At 64.6% G+C, this 15103-nt stretch carries 14 protein-coding genes; 10 read left to right on the top strand and 4 right to left on the bottom strand.

The features are described 5' to 3' along the window. Positions 1-304: 304 nt before the first annotated feature. The 3 genes from P6U29_RS22805 to P6U29_RS22815 all read right to left on the bottom strand — a co-directional run bounded on the left by P6U29_RS22805 (position 305) and on the right by P6U29_RS22815 (position 3560). Entirely contained in the window at positions 305-1639 is a 1335-nt protein-coding gene (locus P6U29_RS22805) for a dicarboxylate/amino acid:cation symporter (RefSeq protein WP_407112385.1), read from the bottom strand. 85 nt (positions 1640-1724) lie between these two features. Beyond that, positions 1725-2282 carry a biotin transporter BioY gene (locus P6U29_RS22810; protein ID WP_407119395.1) on the bottom strand — a complete coding sequence of 186 codons (558 nt, stop codon included), beginning with the start codon at positions 2280-2282 and terminating at the stop codon, positions 1725-1727. Between the two features lie 90 nt (positions 2283-2372). After that, positions 2373-3560, bottom strand: coding sequence for a pyridoxal phosphate-dependent aminotransferase (locus P6U29_RS22815; RefSeq protein ID WP_407112386.1), 1188 nt, complete (start codon positions 3558-3560; stop codon positions 2373-2375). A 191-nt stretch (positions 3561-3751) separates the two neighbouring features. Between P6U29_RS22815 and P6U29_RS22820 the strand changes: the two genes are divergently transcribed. The 10 genes from P6U29_RS22820 to aat all read left to right on the top strand — a co-directional run bounded on the left by P6U29_RS22820 (position 3752) and on the right by aat (position 13596). Next, positions 3752-5152 carry a M48 family metalloprotease gene (locus P6U29_RS22820; RefSeq protein WP_407119396.1) on the top strand — a complete coding sequence of 467 codons (1401 nt, stop codon included), beginning with the start codon at positions 3752-3754 and terminating at the stop codon, positions 5150-5152. A 95-nt stretch (positions 5153-5247) separates the two neighbouring features. Then, complete coding sequence (locus tag P6U29_RS22825) at positions 5248-6015, top strand: DsbA family protein (RefSeq protein ID WP_407112387.1); 768 nt, start codon at positions 5248-5250, stop codon at positions 6013-6015. A 216-nt stretch (positions 6016-6231) separates the two neighbouring features. Beyond that, entirely contained in the window at positions 6232-7026 is a 795-nt protein-coding gene (locus tag P6U29_RS22830; RefSeq protein ID WP_407112388.1) for a DUF1236 domain-containing protein, read from the top strand. Positions 7027-7252: 226 nt separating this feature from the next. Then, positions 7253-7720 (top strand): type II 3-dehydroquinate dehydratase, encoded by a 468-nt coding sequence (gene aroQ, locus P6U29_RS22835; RefSeq protein ID WP_407112389.1) that lies wholly within the window; start codon positions 7253-7255, stop codon positions 7718-7720. A gap of 35 nt (positions 7721-7755) precedes the next feature. Continuing rightward, positions 7756-8250, top strand: a complete 495-nt coding sequence (gene accB, locus P6U29_RS22840) for an acetyl-CoA carboxylase biotin carboxyl carrier protein (RefSeq protein WP_407112390.1) — start codon at positions 7756-7758, stop codon at positions 8248-8250. Between the two features lie 81 nt (positions 8251-8331). After that, complete coding sequence (accC, locus tag P6U29_RS22845; protein ID WP_407112391.1) at positions 8332-9684, top strand: acetyl-CoA carboxylase biotin carboxylase subunit; 1353 nt, start codon at positions 8332-8334, stop codon at positions 9682-9684. Positions 9685-9790: 106 nt separating this feature from the next. Further along, positions 9791-11308 (top strand): sensor histidine kinase, encoded by a 1518-nt coding sequence (locus P6U29_RS22850; RefSeq protein WP_407112392.1) that lies wholly within the window; start codon positions 9791-9793, stop codon positions 11306-11308. Between the two features lie 5 nt (positions 11309-11313). Further along, positions 11314-11754: a response regulator gene (locus P6U29_RS22855; RefSeq protein ID WP_407112393.1), complete on the top strand. Its 441-nt coding sequence runs from the start codon at positions 11314-11316 to the stop codon at positions 11752-11754. Continuing rightward, the gene (locus P6U29_RS22860; RefSeq protein ID WP_407112394.1) at positions 11751-12854 is read left to right on the top strand and encodes a sensor histidine kinase; all 1104 of its coding nucleotides are present in this window, start codon (positions 11751-11753) and stop codon (positions 12852-12854) included. Before P6U29_RS22855 ends, P6U29_RS22860 begins: the two co-directional genes overlap by 4 nt. 61 nt (positions 12855-12915) lie before the next feature. Further along, entirely contained in the window at positions 12916-13596 is a 681-nt protein-coding gene (gene aat / locus P6U29_RS22865; RefSeq protein ID WP_407112395.1) for a leucyl/phenylalanyl-tRNA--protein transferase, read from the top strand. A 217-nt stretch (positions 13597-13813) separates the two neighbouring features. On the opposite strand, the gene P6U29_RS22870 is transcribed toward aat, so the two are convergent. Then, a complete protein-coding gene (locus P6U29_RS22870) occupies positions 13814-14854 on the bottom strand; it encodes a DUF2155 domain-containing protein (protein WP_407112396.1) in 1041 nt (346 codons plus the stop codon). Positions 14855-15103: the final 249 nt, after the last annotated feature.

The raw sequence follows: 15103 nt of genomic DNA on the forward strand, positions 1-15103 counted from the left end.
CTCCCTCGCCCGGATGCGGACGCCTCCTATGCGCTTCCTGTTCGTCAGGCCGGCACTTTGCTTACAGCTTCCTTCAGACCCCGCCTCGCGACGACGCCCTTGCTGTTCGGCTAACGGTTCCCATCACCAGGGTCCGTAGAGGACTCTCACCTCCAAGTCATCGATCGGACACCACTCCAATCAAATCGCGCCAGTCACGGCGCTCCGCGCCGTGCCTGGCGCACAAGAAAAAGGGCTGATCGAGGATCTCGACCAGCCCTATTACTTCAAGGCCTGACAGCGCGGCTCGCGCTGTCAGATCGGATCAGTCCGTGGTGATCGCCGTCTCCATGTCGGTCGGATCGATCTGCTTGGAGAGGTTGGCGTTCAGCTTGTCGCGGTCGAGCTCGCCTTCCCACCAGGCCACGATCACGCAGGCGACGCCGTTGCCGCACAGATTGGTCAGTGCGCGGCACTCGCTCATGAACTTGTCGATGCCGAGCACGATCGCCATGCCCGGCACGAGGCGCGGATCGACCACGGCGAGCGTTGCCGCCAGCGTGATGAAGCCGGCACCGGTGATGCCGGAGGCGCCCTTCGAGGTCAGCATCGCCACGACCAGGATCGTGAGCTGCTGGCTGAAGGAGAGATCGACCCCGAGCGCCTGGGCGATGAACAGCGTCGCCAGCGTCATGTAGATGTTGGTGCCGTCGAGGTTGAACGAATAGCCCGTGGGCACCACGAGACCGACCACCGACTTGGAGCAGCCAAGCCGCTCCAGCTTTTCCATCAAGGACGGCAGCGCGCTTTCCGAGGACGAGGTGCCGAGCACGATCAGCAGCTCGTCTTTGATATAGGCGAGGAACTTGAGAATCGAGAACCCCGCCATGCGTGCGATGAAGCCGAGCACGACGAACACGAATAGTGCAGCCGTGACATAGAACGTCGCGATCAGGCCGATCAAATTGAGGATCGCGCCGGTGCCGAACTTGCCGATCGTGTAGGCCATCGCACCGAACGCGCCGATCGGCGCCGCGCGCATCACGATCGAGATGACGCCGAACACCGCATGCGCAGCATCGTCGATAAAGCTGCGGATCGTGTGGCCGCGCTCACCGAGGCTCATCAAGGCAAAGCCGAACAGCACCGCGAACAGCAGCACCTGGAGGATTTCACCTTGCGCGAAGGCGCCGACGACGGTGTCCGGAATGATGTGCAGCACGAAGTCGACGGACTTCTGGCCTGCCGCCTGCTTGGCATAATTTGCAACGGCGGCCTCGCTCGCCGCCGCATTGCCGAAGCCGGAGCCCGGTTTGACGAGATTGCCGACAACGAGACCGATCACCAGCGCGAAGGTCGAGACGACCTCGAAATAGACCAGCGCCTTGACGCCGATGCGTCCAACCTTTTTCGCATCCTGGATGTGGGCGATGCCGGAGACGACGGTGCAGAAGATGATCGGGGCGATCACCATCTTGATCAGCTTGATGAAGCCGTCGCCGAGCGCCTTGATCCATTCGTTGGTGGCGAGTTGTGGCCACAGCCAGCCGACGATGGCGCCGAGCACGATGGCGATCAGCACCTGGACGTAGAGGACTTTGTACCACGGCTTGGCGACGGGCGGCGCGACCGGCGCCTCCGCCATCGTTGTCGTCGTCATCGGTTTCACTCCCCCTCAAAACACTGGGCCAGCCAAGATCAACTCGGCCGGCCCTGTCAATTGGAACTGCGCGCGATGGCGCGTTTTACCCGCGACGCTCGACAACCCGGCGTACCGCCGGCATCAGGGTCGCGCCGAGCGCATTCTTGACCAGTGAAGCCGCAATGAACGGCACGATGCCCACCTGCCAGGCCTTGGCGGCGCCGAGACCAAGACCGAACGCCAGCCAGCCGAACCCAGCCGCCAGAATGACAATGTGGCCAACAGCCATGGCCGCAAACAGCAGCACGACGCTGCGATCCCATCCGCGCTCGGCGAGCCAGCCGGTGACGAAAGCAGCCAGCACGAAGCCGAACAGATAGCCCGCGGTCGGGCCGACCAGCGGTGCAATCCCACCCACGGGACCGGCGAACACCGGCAGCCCCATCGCACCCTCGGCGAGGTAGGCGATCATGGTTGCGCTGCCAAGGCGCCCCCCATAGGCGGCGCCGATCATCAGCACCACCAGCGTCTGCAGCGTCATGGGCACGTAAGGCAGCGGCAGGTTCACCTTCGCTGATAGCGCCATCAAGGCGGTGCCGAGCGCAACCAGCACGAAAGCGCGCAGCGCGCCGACGGCTTCGCCCGGACGCGTCGGCCACATCAACGCGGCGAGAGACGAATGTGGTACAGCGGCGGACGGGGCGGAACGGTCTGACAAGTTGAACTCCGGAAGGCTGTCGAAAACTGGCGGCTATTTAAGCCAGTGAGCGATCCGGTCAACTGCCTCCCTCATCTCATCGAGGGAGCGGGCATAGGAAAACCGTATGAATGAGCGGCCATGGATGGGATCGAAATCGAGGCCTGGCGTTGCCGCCACGCTGGCCTGTTCCAGCATTTGCTTGGCAAACTCGAAACTGTCCGAGGTGAAGTCCGAGACGTCGGCATAAAGATAGAAGGCGCCGTCGGCCGGCAGGAATCTCGTCAGTCCAGCCTTGGGCAATCCATCGATCAGGACACGCCGGTTTTCCTGATAGCCGTGCTTGATCTCTTCCATCTCGGCCGCGCCGTCGAAGGCAGCCTCTGCCGCGATCTGCGACAGCGATGGCACCGAGATCGAGAGATTTTGTTGGAGCCGCTCGATCGGCCGCACCAGAATTTCAGGCACAACCATCCAGCCAACGCGCCAGCCCGTCATGCAAAAATACTTCGAGAACGAGTTGATCACGAGTGCGTGCTCGGACAGCGCCGCCGCCGTCACGGCGGGAAATGCGTAATCGAGCCCGTGATAGATCTCGTCCGAGATGAAGCGGATGCCTGCGTCTTCCGCGGCAGCAATGAGACCCGCGAGCGCGTCGCGGGACATCATCGTGCCCGTCGGATTGGCGGGGCTGCCGACCAGCACGCCCTTCAACGGCGCCTTGCGATGGGCGGCGAGCAGCGCCTCGCCGGTGAGCGCATGGCGCGTCTCCTTCGTGGTCTCGATCAGCACGGGCTCGCAACCGAGCGCGGTGAGGATGTGGCGGTATGGCGGATACCCCGGTACGGTGACCGCGACGCGATCGCCGGGCTCGAACATCGACAGGAAAGCCAAAATGAAGCCGCCGGAGGAGCCTGTGGTCGCCACGATCCGGTCGGGGCTGACGTCACAGCAATAGGTGTCGCGATAATGGCGCGCGATGCGCTCGCGCAGACTGGCGATGCCGAGCGCAGAGGTATAATCGATCCGCCCGGCCTCGAGCGCGGCATGGGCGGCCGCTATCGCGGTCTTGGGCGCGCCGGCCGCAGGCTGGCCGACCTCCATGTGGATGACATGGCCGCCGGCGGCCTCGATTCGGGCCGCCGCGGCCATGACGTCCATCACTATGAACGGGGGAACATCGCTGCGGCGGGAGGGCTCGAGCCACTGCCCCAACCGGTTCCTCAATGTCGCATCGTGCATCGATTTCTGCTATTCGCTGGCGAACCGATCGGTTCGGTCCGGAACACGGGGCGCTTGCGCCCCAGACTGGCCGCATTGTACGGCTCATAAGGGGCACGGCTCACAAGGGCATATCGCGTATCCGGTCCGCCGCCAATCGCCAAAACCAATCACGAAACTGCTTGACCAAGACGTTTGACCCAGACCGCTCGATGTTGCTCCAGATCGCATTGCGCCAGAAGGCTTCCGCCCTCACCGCCCTCGTCACGGCCACGGCGATCGCGCTGACGCCGTTCTCGGCCGCGCGCGCACAGGCCAAGGGGCCGCCGGTCCTGCGCGACACCGAGACCGAGCAGCTGCTGCGCGAATACACGCGCCCGATCCTGCGCGTCGCGGGTCTGGAGAAGCAGAACATCCAGATGGTGATCATCAACGACGGCTCGTTCAACGCGTTCGTCGCGGACGGCCGCCGCATCTTCGTCAATTGGGGCGCGATCCTCCAGTCGGAAACGCCGAACCAGATCATCGGCGTGCTCGCGCACGAGACCGGGCATCTGGCCGGCGGCCATCTGTCCAAGCTGCGCGAGCAGCTCGCCACGGCCCAGACCCAGATGATCATCGCGATGCTGCTTGGCGCCGGCGCGATCGCAGCCGGCAGCACCCGCAGCTCGAGCGCCGGCAACAACGGGCTGGCCAATGCCGGCGCGGCCGCGATCGCCGGTCCGCAGGAGATGATCCGCCGCACGCTGCTGTCCTACCAGCGCCAGCAGGAGGAGAACGCCGACCGAGCCGGCGTGAAATTCCTGACCGCGACCCAGCAATCGCCGAAGGGCATGTACGAGACGTTCAAGCGCTTCACCAGCGAGAGCCTGTTCGCTTCGCGCGGCGCCGATCCCTATCTCCAGTCGCATCCGATGCCGGCCGAGCGCGTCGCCGCGCTCCAGGAATTCGCCGGCACCAGCCCCTATTGGAACAAGAAGGACGATCCCGCGCTTCAGCTCCGGCACGACATGGTCCGCGCCAAGATCTCCGCCTTCATGGAGCGGCCGGAGACGGTGTACCGCCGCTATCCACAGACCAACGACAGCCTGCCGGCGCGCTATGCCCGCGCCATCAGCACCTATCTGCATGGCGATCTGCGCAGCGCGCTCTCCCAGATCGACGCGCTGATCCAGGTTCAGCCGAACAACCCGTACTTCTACGAGGTGCGCGGCCAGGCGCTTTTGGAAAGCGGCAAGCCGGCCGAGGCGATCGCTCCCCTGCGCAAGGCCGTCGCACTCTCGAACAACGCGCCCCTCATCGAGATGTTACTTGGGCAGGCCCTGGTTGGAACCGATAATAAAGCCTACACCGACGAAGCTGTTCGGATTCTCCGCGCTGCGGTGGCGCGAGAGCCCGAGGCGGCGCTCGGCTATACCCAGCTCGCGATGGCCTACGGCCGGAAGGGAGACTATGCCGAGGCAGATCTCGCCTCGGCCCAGGCCGCTTACTTGCGCGGCGACAACAAGACCGCCCGCGAGCTTGCCACGCGCGCGAAAACCCGTTTCGCCGTCGGCACACCCGGATGGGTCAAGGCCGACGACATCGTGGCGGCGAAGTCGCCGCGCAACTGACGCAACTCGAACGACGCCCGACCACGACGTCACGACACCGAGCTCAAGTCCACCGGGACGTTTCTCGAAACTGCTTTGAACAAGAGGATTTGCCTATGCCTTCGCTGCGCCTGCTTGCTCCCGCACTGTTTGCGCTCGCCATGCTCGGCGCAGCCGTGCCCGCCTCGGCCGACGGTTTCTCCGATAGCCAGCGCACCGACATCGAGGCGATCATCAAGAACTATCTCGTCAGCCATCCCGAGGTGCTCGAGGAGGCCATGGCCGAACTCAGTAAGCGCCAGGCCGCGGCCGAAACGCAGAAGCACGAGGCCAGCATTGCGCAGAATGCCGATGCGATCTTCAACTCGCCGCGCCAGGTCGTGCTCGGCAACAAGGACGGCGACGTCACCTTCGTCGAGTTCTTCGACTACAATTGCGGCTACTGCAAACGCGCCATGGGCGACATGCTCGACCTCATGAAGAGCGATCCGAAGCTGAAGGTCGTGCTGAAGGAGTTTCCGGTGCTGAGCCAGGGTTCGGTCGAAGCGGCCCAGGTCGCGGTCGCCGTGCGCATGCAGGACCCCTCCGGCAAGAAATATCTCGACTTCCACCAGAAGCTGCTCGGCGGCCGCGGCGCCGCCGACAAGGCGCGCGCCATGCAGGCGGCCAAGGAAGCCGGCCTCGACACCGCCAGGATCGAGAAGGACATCGCCAGCCCCGAAGTGCGCGCTACCATCGAGGAGAACTTCAAGCTCGCCGAAGCGATGGGCATGAACGGCACGCCGAGCTACGTGATCGGCAAGCAGATCGTGGTCGGTGCCATCGGCGTGGAAGGCCTCAGGGAAAAGATCGGCATTGCCCGCTGCGGCAAGGCGACTTGCTGACCGACACGACATTGCGTTGAAGGAGGCCGGCTCACAGCCGGCTTCTTTTTTGCGCGGTTCGGACCGTCGCAGTTTGTCGCGGTCCGGGCGGGACCGTTCATCCCGCGTTCAGGAAACAAAGCTCGTCGGAACCTCCTGGATTTCGGAACGACCGCGCTCGCCTTTCGTTGTCGGCGCGGGCAATGACGCAAAGAAATCACGTGAGGAGAGGTTCAAATGACTAATCGCTTTTTGGTCTCGGTTGCAGCCTTGGCGCTGATCGCCGGCACCGGTTTCGCCAATGCGCAAGGAACCGGCACCAAGGACTACGGGAGTGGCCAGCAGACCCAGCACAGCACGCAGCCTTCTGGCGAGCGTAGCGGCTCCATGGGCAAGCAAGAGTCCATGGACAAGCAAGATAAGCATGACAAGGGAACGGTCGGTCAGGCCGGCGGCATGAAGGATCAGCCGAGCGCTCACGACAAGTCGACTCAGTCCGACAAGATGAACAAGGACCAGCCGGGTGCGACGCGTGAGAAGTCGACGCAGTCGGAGAAGTCGTCGACTGTCGGCCAGAGCCCGCGGAGCGACGAGAAGTCCAAGGGTAGCATGAGCAAGGAAACCGAGACCAAGGGCAGCAAGGACATGAAGGCCCAAGGTCAGGAAGACCGCAGCGGTATGAATGCGCCTGGCCACCAGGGTTCCCAAAGCCAGACGCAGACCCAGACCGGGACCGAACGGTCGCAGACGACGACCGGCCAGGCTGGCGCGGCCGCCAAGCTCTCGACCGAGCAGCGCACGCAGATCACCTCAGTGATCCGCGAGGAGAAGGTGGCGCCCGTGACCAATGTGAACTTCAACATTTCGGTCGGCACCCGCATTCCGCGCGAGGGCATTACGCTCCACGCCCTGCCGTCGAAGGTCGTGACGATCTATCCGGAGTGGCGGACCTACAAGTACGTCCTGATCCGCAATGAGATCGTGATCATCAATCCGGACACCTACGAGATCGTGGCTGTCCTGAGCGCCTAAGGCCGGACACCGGCAATCTCGGGGGCGGGCAGCGATGCCCGCCCCTTTGCGTTCGGCCGGCAGCCATGCTTCGGACTGGTTAACAAGCAATTTCCGTAGTTTCCGCACAGGTTTTTGCGCACTGGATGAGGTACTTGAACCGCGTCTGAGGCCCTTCGAGGCTTCCCCTCACGCGCTTTGTTACCTATAACCCCCGCCACGCCGAAGCACCTCTTCCGGGATTGGAATGGCCGAACCTGCAACCGACACGATCCTCGTCCTGAACGGGCCGAACCTCAACATGCTGGGGACGCGCGAGCCGGAAAAGTATGGCCACGCCACGCTGGCTGACGTCGAGGCGCTGTGCCGCGAGACGGCGGCGAGCTTTGGTCTCAAGGCCGACTGCCGGCAGTCCAACCGCGAAGGCGAACTGATCGATTTGATCCACGAGGCGCATCGGCGCAAGATGAAGGGCATCATCATCAATGCCGGCGGCTATTCCCACACCTCCATCGCGCTGCACGACGCGCTGCTTGCGGTGCAGATTCCGACGGTCGAGGTGCATGTGACCAACATCCACGCCCGCGAGAGTTTTCGTCACCATTCCTACACCGCACGCGCGGCTTTCGCCTCGCTCTGCGGTTTCGGCATCGAGGGTTACCGCCTCGCCATTCAAGGCCTTGCCGCCAAGCTCGGCATCAAGCCCAAGGCCTGACGCTCCCTTCCAACAGAACATTCGGATCAAACAACATGGCGCGCCAGCCAGACGACAAAGCAGCCGCAAAGTTTTCCAGCGAGGATTCCGCGCTCGTTCGCGAGCTTGCCTTGCTGCTCGATGAGACCAGCCTCACCGAGATCGAGATCGAACGGGCCGGCCTGCGCCTGCGCGTCGCTCGCAACATCAGCGTTGCCGCGACCATGCCGATGCCGGTCGCGGCCGCTCCAGCCGCCGTGCCGGTGGCAGCGAGCGCAGCCGCACCCGCCGCTGCCGCGGCCGATCTGTCGAAACATCCCGGCGCCGTGACCTCGCCGATGGTCGGTACCGCCTATTGGGCGCCAGAGCCGGGCGCAAAGCCGTTCATCGACGTCGGCACCAAGGTCTCGGTCGGCCAGACGCTGCTGATCATCGAAGCCATGAAGACGATGAACCAGATCCCCTCGCCGCGCGCCGGCACGGTGACGCAGATCCTGGTCGAGGACGGCCAGCCGGTCGAGTACGGCGAGCCGCTGGTCATCATTGAGTGAGGGAGTGGCGAATGGCGAGTAGCGAATAGTTACTCTGCCCTATTCGCCATTCGCTATTCCCCATTCGCCCCCTGAGGCACCATGTTCGACAAGATCCTCATAGCCAATCGCGGCGAGATCGCCCTTCGCATCCTCAGGGCCTGCAAGGAGCTCGGGATCGCGACCGTCGCCGTGCACTCAACTGCCGACGCCGATGCCATGCATGTGCGGCTGTCGGACGAGAGCGTGTGCATCGGACCGCCGGCGTCCAAGGACAGCTATCTCAACGTGCCCGCGCTGCTCGCGGCCTGCGAGATCACCGGCGCCGATGCCGTGCATCCCGGCTACGGCTTCCTCTCCGAGAACGCGCGCTTTGCGGAAATTCTCGCCGAGCACAATCTGCACTTCATCGGCCCCAAGGCCGAGCACATCCGCCTGATGGGCGACAAGATCGAGGCCAAGAAGACCGCCAAGCGCCTCGGCATCCCCGTGGTGCCCGGCTCCGACGGTGCAGTCGGCCCCGATGACGACGCGATGGCGATTGCCAAGAAGATCGGCTTTCCGGTGCTGGTCAAGGCTGCGGCCGGCGGCGGCGGCCGCGGCATGAAGGTCGCGCACAGCGAGGCCGACCTCCAGCTGGCGCTGTCGACGGCCGCCAACGAGGCCAAATCGGCCTTTGGCGATGCCTCCGTCTATCTGGAAAAGTACCTCCAGAAGCCTCGCCATATCGAGATCCAGATCCTCGGCGACGGCCGCGGCGGCGCCATCCATCTCGGCGAACGCGACTGCTCGCTGCAACGCCGCCACCAGAAGGTCTGGGAGGAAGGCCCCTCGCCCGTGCTGACCGCCGCCGCGCGGGCCAAGATCGGCGAGACCTGCGCGAAAGCGATGCGCGAGATGAAGTATCTCGGCGTCGGCACCATCGAGTTCCTGTACGAGGACGGCGAGTTCTATTTCATCGAGATGAACACCCGCATCCAGGTGGAGCATCCCGTCACCGAGAGCATCACCGACATCGATCTCGTGCTGGAGCAGATCCGCATCGCGGCCGGCGGCGATCTGCCGGCCAAGCAGGACGAAGTCCAGGTCATCGGCCACGCCATCGAGTGCCGCATCAACGCCGAAAATCCGCAAACCTTCCGCCCCTCGCCCGGCCGGATCCTGCAATATCATCCGCCCGGCGGCCTCGGCGTCCGGATCGATTCCGCCGTCTACCAGGGTTACACGATCCCGCCATATTACGATTCGCTCGTCGGCAAGCTGATCGTGCACGGTAAAACCCGAGCCGAATGCCTCATGCGGCTGCGCCGGGCACTGGATGAGATGGTGGTCGAAGGCATCGAGACCACGCTGCCGCTGTTCCGTGCGCTGGTCCGCGAAGACGACATCATCAACGGCGACTACCACATCCACTGGCTGGAACAATATCTCGCCGGCAAGATGGAACCAGCCTGAGATAATCTTGCCCTTTGTGGAACCCTTTGGGCCTGATCGCGTTCTCGGCGGGGACAGTTCCAAGGGGGCGTTTTGAACTCCACTGAACGTCGACAGGTAGATCGCCGTGAGGGCTGAAGCCCACCGACGGCGCGCGTTTTGGCAGATCCTGCTGCTTTCGGCGGGCCTTTTGGTGCTGACCGTAATCAGCGCCGGCTCCGTCTACCTCGTCAACAAGGCCCGGGAAGACAGCAAATGGGTGGTCCACACCATCGAGGTGGAGAGCCAGATCAACGCCCTGCTGCTCGAGGTCCGGCGCGCCGAGAGCAGCGCTCGCGGCTTTCTCCTGACGCAGGGGCCGGATTTCCTGTCAGATCATGAGAAGGCCGTCGCGGCGATTGTTCCGGCCCTCGACAAGCTCACGCGCCAGATCAGCGACGATCCGGCGCAACGCGAGAACATTGAAAAGCTGAGAGCAGCAATCGAGACTCGACTCGATCAGTTCTCGCGCGAGATGACCTTTGTGAAGCAGGGTCAACCCGACAGGGCCACGGCGCTGATCCGCGAGGCCGCCGCCGGCAACACCACGACCACGATCAGCAACATGGCCAACGCCATGATCCGTGAGGAGGAACGGTTATTCCGGCTCCGAACGGCAAATTCCGACCGCAGCCAGACCCTCTCCGCGTCGATGACCGGCATCGGCTCGGGCCTCGTCGTGCTGCTTGCCATGATCTCGATCTGGCTGGTGCGACGCTCGGCGCGCGTGCGCGACGAGGCTGAAGCCCGCCTGCGCGATGCCAACGTCAACCTGGAAGCCGTCGTCGACGAGCGCACCGCGGACCTGCGCGAAGCCAACGACGAGATCCAGCGTTTTGCCTATATCGTCAGCCACGATCTGCGCTCGCCGCTTGTCAACATCATGGGCTTCACCAGCGAGCTCGAGGAGCTCGGCGGCGATATCTTCCGCCGGATCGGTGGTCTCACCCACGTCTCCGCCGATGGGTCGCCGCAGGCGCCCGGCGCTCCTGGCGAGATCGCGCTCGAAGGCGCCGACAAACAGCTCTCGGAGGATTTCTCCGAAGCGCTCGGCTTCATCAAGACGTCGATCGCGAAGATGGACCGGCTGATCTCGGCCATCCTCAACCTCACGCGCGAAGGCCGCCGCGAATTTCAGCCGGTGAAGATCGACACGCGCGAGCTGATCGAGGCCATCGTCTCGACGCTGGCGCACCAGGCGGCCGAGGCGCAAGCCGAGATCCACCTCGAGCCCCTCCCCAACCTCGTGAGCGACCGTCTTGCCCTCGAGCAGATATTCTCCAATCTGATCGACAACGCGATCAAATATCTCAAGCCCGGCGTGCCCGGTGAGATCAGAATCCGCGGGCGGACCAAACTCGGTTACGCTATCTTCGAGATCAGCGACAACGGCCGCGGAATCGACGCTAGGGATCACCAGCGGATATTCGACCTGTTCCGCCGCGCGGGAACCCAGGACAGGCCCGGGCAGGGCATCGGTCTTGCGCATGTGCGCGCACTTGTGCGTCGCCTCGGCGGTACCATGTCGGTATCATCGGAACTGAACGCGGGCAGTACCTTCACGATCACGCTGCCGATCGCTTGGAACGTGAGCAACCGGAACTGAGATCGATGACCCAGCCTGTCACCATCATCATGATCGAGGACGACGAGGGTCACGCCCGCCTGATCGAGCGCAACATCAGAAGGTCCGGCGTCAACAACGAGATCGTCGCGTTCGCCAACGGCAGCGACGCCATGCTGCACCTGTTCGGCGCCGACGGCAGCGGACTCGTACAGAAGGGCAATGCGCTCTTGATCCTGCTCGACCTCAACCTGCCCGACATGACTGGGATCGACATCCTGAAGCAGATCAAGGAAAACAAATATCTGAAGGCCTCGCCCGTGGTGGTGCTGACGACCACCGACGATTCCCAGGAAATCAAGCGCTGCTACGAGCTCGGCTGCAACGTCTACATCACCAAGCCCGTCAATTACGAGAATTTCGCCAATGCCATCCGGCAGCTCGGGCTGTTCTTCTCGGTCATCCAGGTCCCGCCCGCCGCCACATGAACCAGAGAATGCCGACACTGCTCTACATCGACGACGACGACGCACTGGCGCGCCTGGTCGACCGTGGCCTGACGCGGCGCGGCTACAGGGTCGTCCATGCCGCGAGCGGCGAGGAAGGTCTGGAGCGCATCCGCCGCGCCGGCGCTGAAGGTAGCATCGATGTCGTGGCACTCGATCAGTACATGCCGGGCCTCGACGGGCTGGAGACGCTCGAGCAGATCATGGCGATCCCGGACGCGCCGCCGGTCGTGTTCGTCACCGCGTCGCAGGATTCCAGCATCGCGGTGACCGCGCTCAAGGCGGGGGCGGCCGACTATCTGGTGAAGGACGTCCGGGGCGACTTCATCCCGCTCCTCCACGTCGCCGCCGAAGGCGCGCTGCGCCAGGCCGAGTTGCAGAGGGCACGCGATGAAGCCGAAGCCGAAATCCACGCCTCGCGCGACCGCTACGCGGCGCTCGCCGCCGAACGCGAGCTGTTGCTGCGCGAGGTCAATCATCGTGTCGGCAACTCGCTCCAGATCATCGCCTCGCTGCTGCACCTTCAGGCAAGCTCCGCCGCGCAGGAGGAGGTCAAGGCCGCGCTGACCAATGCGATGGGCCGCGTCGCCGCGGTCGCGCAGGTGCACCGGCGCCTCTATACCTCGCAGGACCTGAAGAGCGTCGTCCTCAATCAGTATCTGGATTCGCTGCTCGAGGATCTCCGCCGCTCGGCCGAAGGCAACCGGATGTCACGCCTGACGCTGAAGGCCGAGCCGATCGAGATCGATCCTGACCGTGCGGTCGCCGTCGGCATCATCGTCAACGAGCTGGTGATGAACGCGGTGAAATACGCCTATCCCGACGGCGCCGGCCCGATCCATGTCGAGCTGACCTCGCAAGGAGACGATCTGCTGCTCTCGATCACCGACGATGGCGTCGGCGACAACGTCAAGGCCGATCCGCGCTCCACCGGCATGGGCCAGCGCATCGTCGCGGCTATGGCCTCAAAGCTCGATGCCTCGGTCGAACGTGATCCCGCGCATTCCGGAACCCGGATCGTGCTGAAGTTCGGCCGCATGCCCGCAAGCGTCGGCAAGACCAGCACCGCCGCCGCGAGCTGACCTCGCGCCCGGCCGCGCCACCCATCGCAACCGCAATGCGATCCTGTTATGATGGCAAGCCATGACTTCGCGCGACTCCGCCCCGTCTGAAATCACACCGGCCGTGCTGCTGCGCGCTTACGCCTGCGGCATCTTTCCGATGGCGGAAAGCGCCGACGATCCGACCCTGTTCTGGGTCGAACCGGAGTTGCGCGGCGTCATTCCGCTCGACGGCTTCCGCGTCGCCTCGCGACTGGCGCGCACCGTGCGGTCGGATACATTCCGCGTCACCGTCAATACCGCGTTCAAGGCCACCATCGCCGGCTGCGCCGCGCCGCAAGTAGGACGCGAGGACACCTGGATCAACAAGCGCATCCGCGACCTCTATGGTGGCCTCTTCGAGCTCGGCCATTGCCACAGCGTCGAAGCCTGGCAGGGCGACGACCTCGTCGGCGGGCTGTACGGCGTGAGCCTCGGACGGGCCTTCTTCGGCGAGAGCATGTTCCACACGGCGCGCGATGCCTCGAAGGTCGCGCTGGTGCATCTGGTCGCGCGGCTCATCGATGGCGGCTTCGAGCTGCTCGACACCCAATATGTCACCGAGCACCTGAAGAGCTTCGGCGCGGTCGAGATTTCGCGGCGACGCTATACGGCGCTGCTCGACAAGGCGCTGGCGGGCGAACCCGGCGATTTCCTGAGGCTCTCCGCCGGCGAAGCAATCCCCGGCGCGCGCGCGCTCGAGATCATCGCCTCGCGGCAGTAGAAGCTAAGACGCGATGAGATGAGGCTCGCTAGCTGCGGTGGCCGAGGTGCGCTCCCTCTCCCGCTTGCGGGAGAGGGTGTTTCCGCAATGGGATAATCCCCAAGAGGAGGCAATGGGATAATCCCCAAGAGGAGAAAGCCCTCACCCGGCGCTTCGCGCCGACCTCTCCCGCAAGCGGGAGAGGTGAACCACCCGGGGCAATCGATTCCATTCCGCTCTATCGGCCAAACCCGGGGATGCCGAACAGGCCTGGCCGCTGCTCCGGCGGCGGAGGGGGCGGCGGTGCCGGTTGCTGCTGCTGGATCGGCGGCAGAGGCTGCGGCGGCCGCTGCTGCACCTGCTTGGGCGCGGCCTTCTTCTGCGCGGGCGGCGGTGGCGGCGGCTTTGCCGCGGCCGGATCCGGTGCCGCGGTCGCGATCGTCTGCTGCGGCTCTTTGCAGTCGGTTAGCCAGATATCGTAGATCGGATGCTCGACGCCGTGCAGGCCCGGGCTTGCCGCATACATCCAGCCCGAGAAGATCCGCTTCACCTCGCCCTGCAAGGTGATCTCGTCGACCTCGACGAAGGCGTCGGTGTTGGCGGCCTCTGTCGCAGGCCGCGTGTAGCAGGCGTCGGTCTTGACCCTGAGCGCGCCGAACTGGACGGTCTCGCCGATCTCCTCGTCGAAATTGATGATGCGTCCGGTGATCTTGTCGAGACCGGAGAAGGTCGCCTTCTTGTTCACGATCTTCTGGGCCGGCGGCTCGGTCACCACCTCGTCGCCCGGCTGCAGGCTCGCCGGCGTCTGGGGGACCGCGCCACCCGGCCCGCCCTTCTGCTGCGGCTGGCGCTGACCGGGCGCACCCGGAGCGCCTTGCGGACTGGGCGGAGCGATCGCGGCGGAGGGCGGCTGGTTCGGTGGCGCGAGGATCGAGCCCGGCGGCGGCGCCAGGGGCTGGGTCTCGACCGGCCCAGGCATGATATTCCCCTGCCGCCCCGGAGGCGGCGGCATCGGGCGCGACGGCAGGACGCGGCCCTGCGGCGGCAGCTCGGGCACCTCTTCGTCGTCCTCGGGAATCTGCTGCGGCTGGGGCTGGCCACGCGGAATATTGCCGGGCGGCCGCAGCGGCGGCGGATCGGAGAAGATCGTGCCGATCTGCGCCTGAGCCGGCGTGGCAGCCGTCAGTGCGGTGGCGGCCAAAAGCGCCGCAAGACCGGTCAGGGAAAAGGTTTTGAACATCTCGCGCGGCTTCAACAGCGAATCGGGCTTGTTGGACATTCTACAGGGGATACCGCCGCTCGCAGGCCCTCCGGTTAACACGCCGAATACGGCGGGGGAAGGGCGGGCATCCCTGCCCTTCCCGGCGCGATCTGGCCAGGCCAGCTCCCGGATGGGATAGTCACAAGCCCGTCCCCGGGGCCGAAGGCGGGCCTCGCCGCCAAAAATGATCCCAACTGGAAACCTCAAGGTCCCTTTCATGCCCGTTCTGCTCGATCCCGATGCCGCCGCCGTCTACAAGGCCTTCCA

This window comes from Bradyrhizobium sp. LMG 9283 (assembly GCF_045571415.1).
GTDB lineage: Bacteria > Pseudomonadota > Alphaproteobacteria > Rhizobiales > Xanthobacteraceae > Bradyrhizobium.

Bases quoted from the DNA above. Each gene is read 5' to 3' on its own strand.
- accC (WP_407112391.1), top strand. From the start codon at position 8,332: ATGTTCGACAAGATCCTCATAGCCAATCGCGGCGAGATCGCCCTTCGC.
- P6U29_RS22825 (WP_407112387.1), top strand. From the start codon at position 5,248: ATGCCTTCGCTGCGCCTGCTTGCTCCCGCACTGTTTGCGCTCGCCATG.
- accB (WP_407112390.1), top strand. From the start codon at position 7,756: ATGGCGCGCCAGCCAGACGACAAAGCAGCCGCAAAGTTTTCCAGCGAG.
- P6U29_RS22870 (WP_407112396.1), bottom strand. From the start codon at position 14,854: ATGTCCAACAAGCCCGATTCGCTGTTGAAGCCGCGCGAGATGTTCAAA.
- aroQ (WP_407112389.1), top strand. From the start codon at position 7,253: ATGGCCGAACCTGCAACCGACACGATCCTCGTCCTGAACGGGCCGAAC.
- aat (WP_407112395.1), top strand. From the start codon at position 12,916: ATGACTTCGCGCGACTCCGCCCCGTCTGAAATCACACCGGCCGTGCTG.
- P6U29_RS22815 (WP_407112386.1), bottom strand. From the start codon at position 3,560: ATGCACGATGCGACATTGAGGAACCGGTTGGGGCAGTGGCTCGAGCCC.
- P6U29_RS22830 (WP_407112388.1), top strand. From the start codon at position 6,232: ATGACTAATCGCTTTTTGGTCTCGGTTGCAGCCTTGGCGCTGATCGCC.
- P6U29_RS22860 (WP_407112394.1), top strand. From the start codon at position 11,751: ATGAACCAGAGAATGCCGACACTGCTCTACATCGACGACGACGACGCA.
- P6U29_RS22810 (WP_407119395.1), bottom strand. From the start codon at position 2,282: ATGTGGCCGACGCGTCCGGGCGAAGCCGTCGGCGCGCTGCGCGCTTTC.
- P6U29_RS22820 (WP_407119396.1), top strand. From the start codon at position 3,752: ATGTTGCTCCAGATCGCATTGCGCCAGAAGGCTTCCGCCCTCACCGCC.
- P6U29_RS22855 (WP_407112393.1), top strand. From the start codon at position 11,314: ATGACCCAGCCTGTCACCATCATCATGATCGAGGACGACGAGGGTCAC.
- P6U29_RS22805 (WP_407112385.1), bottom strand. From the start codon at position 1,639: ATGACGACGACAACGATGGCGGAGGCGCCGGTCGCGCCGCCCGTCGCC.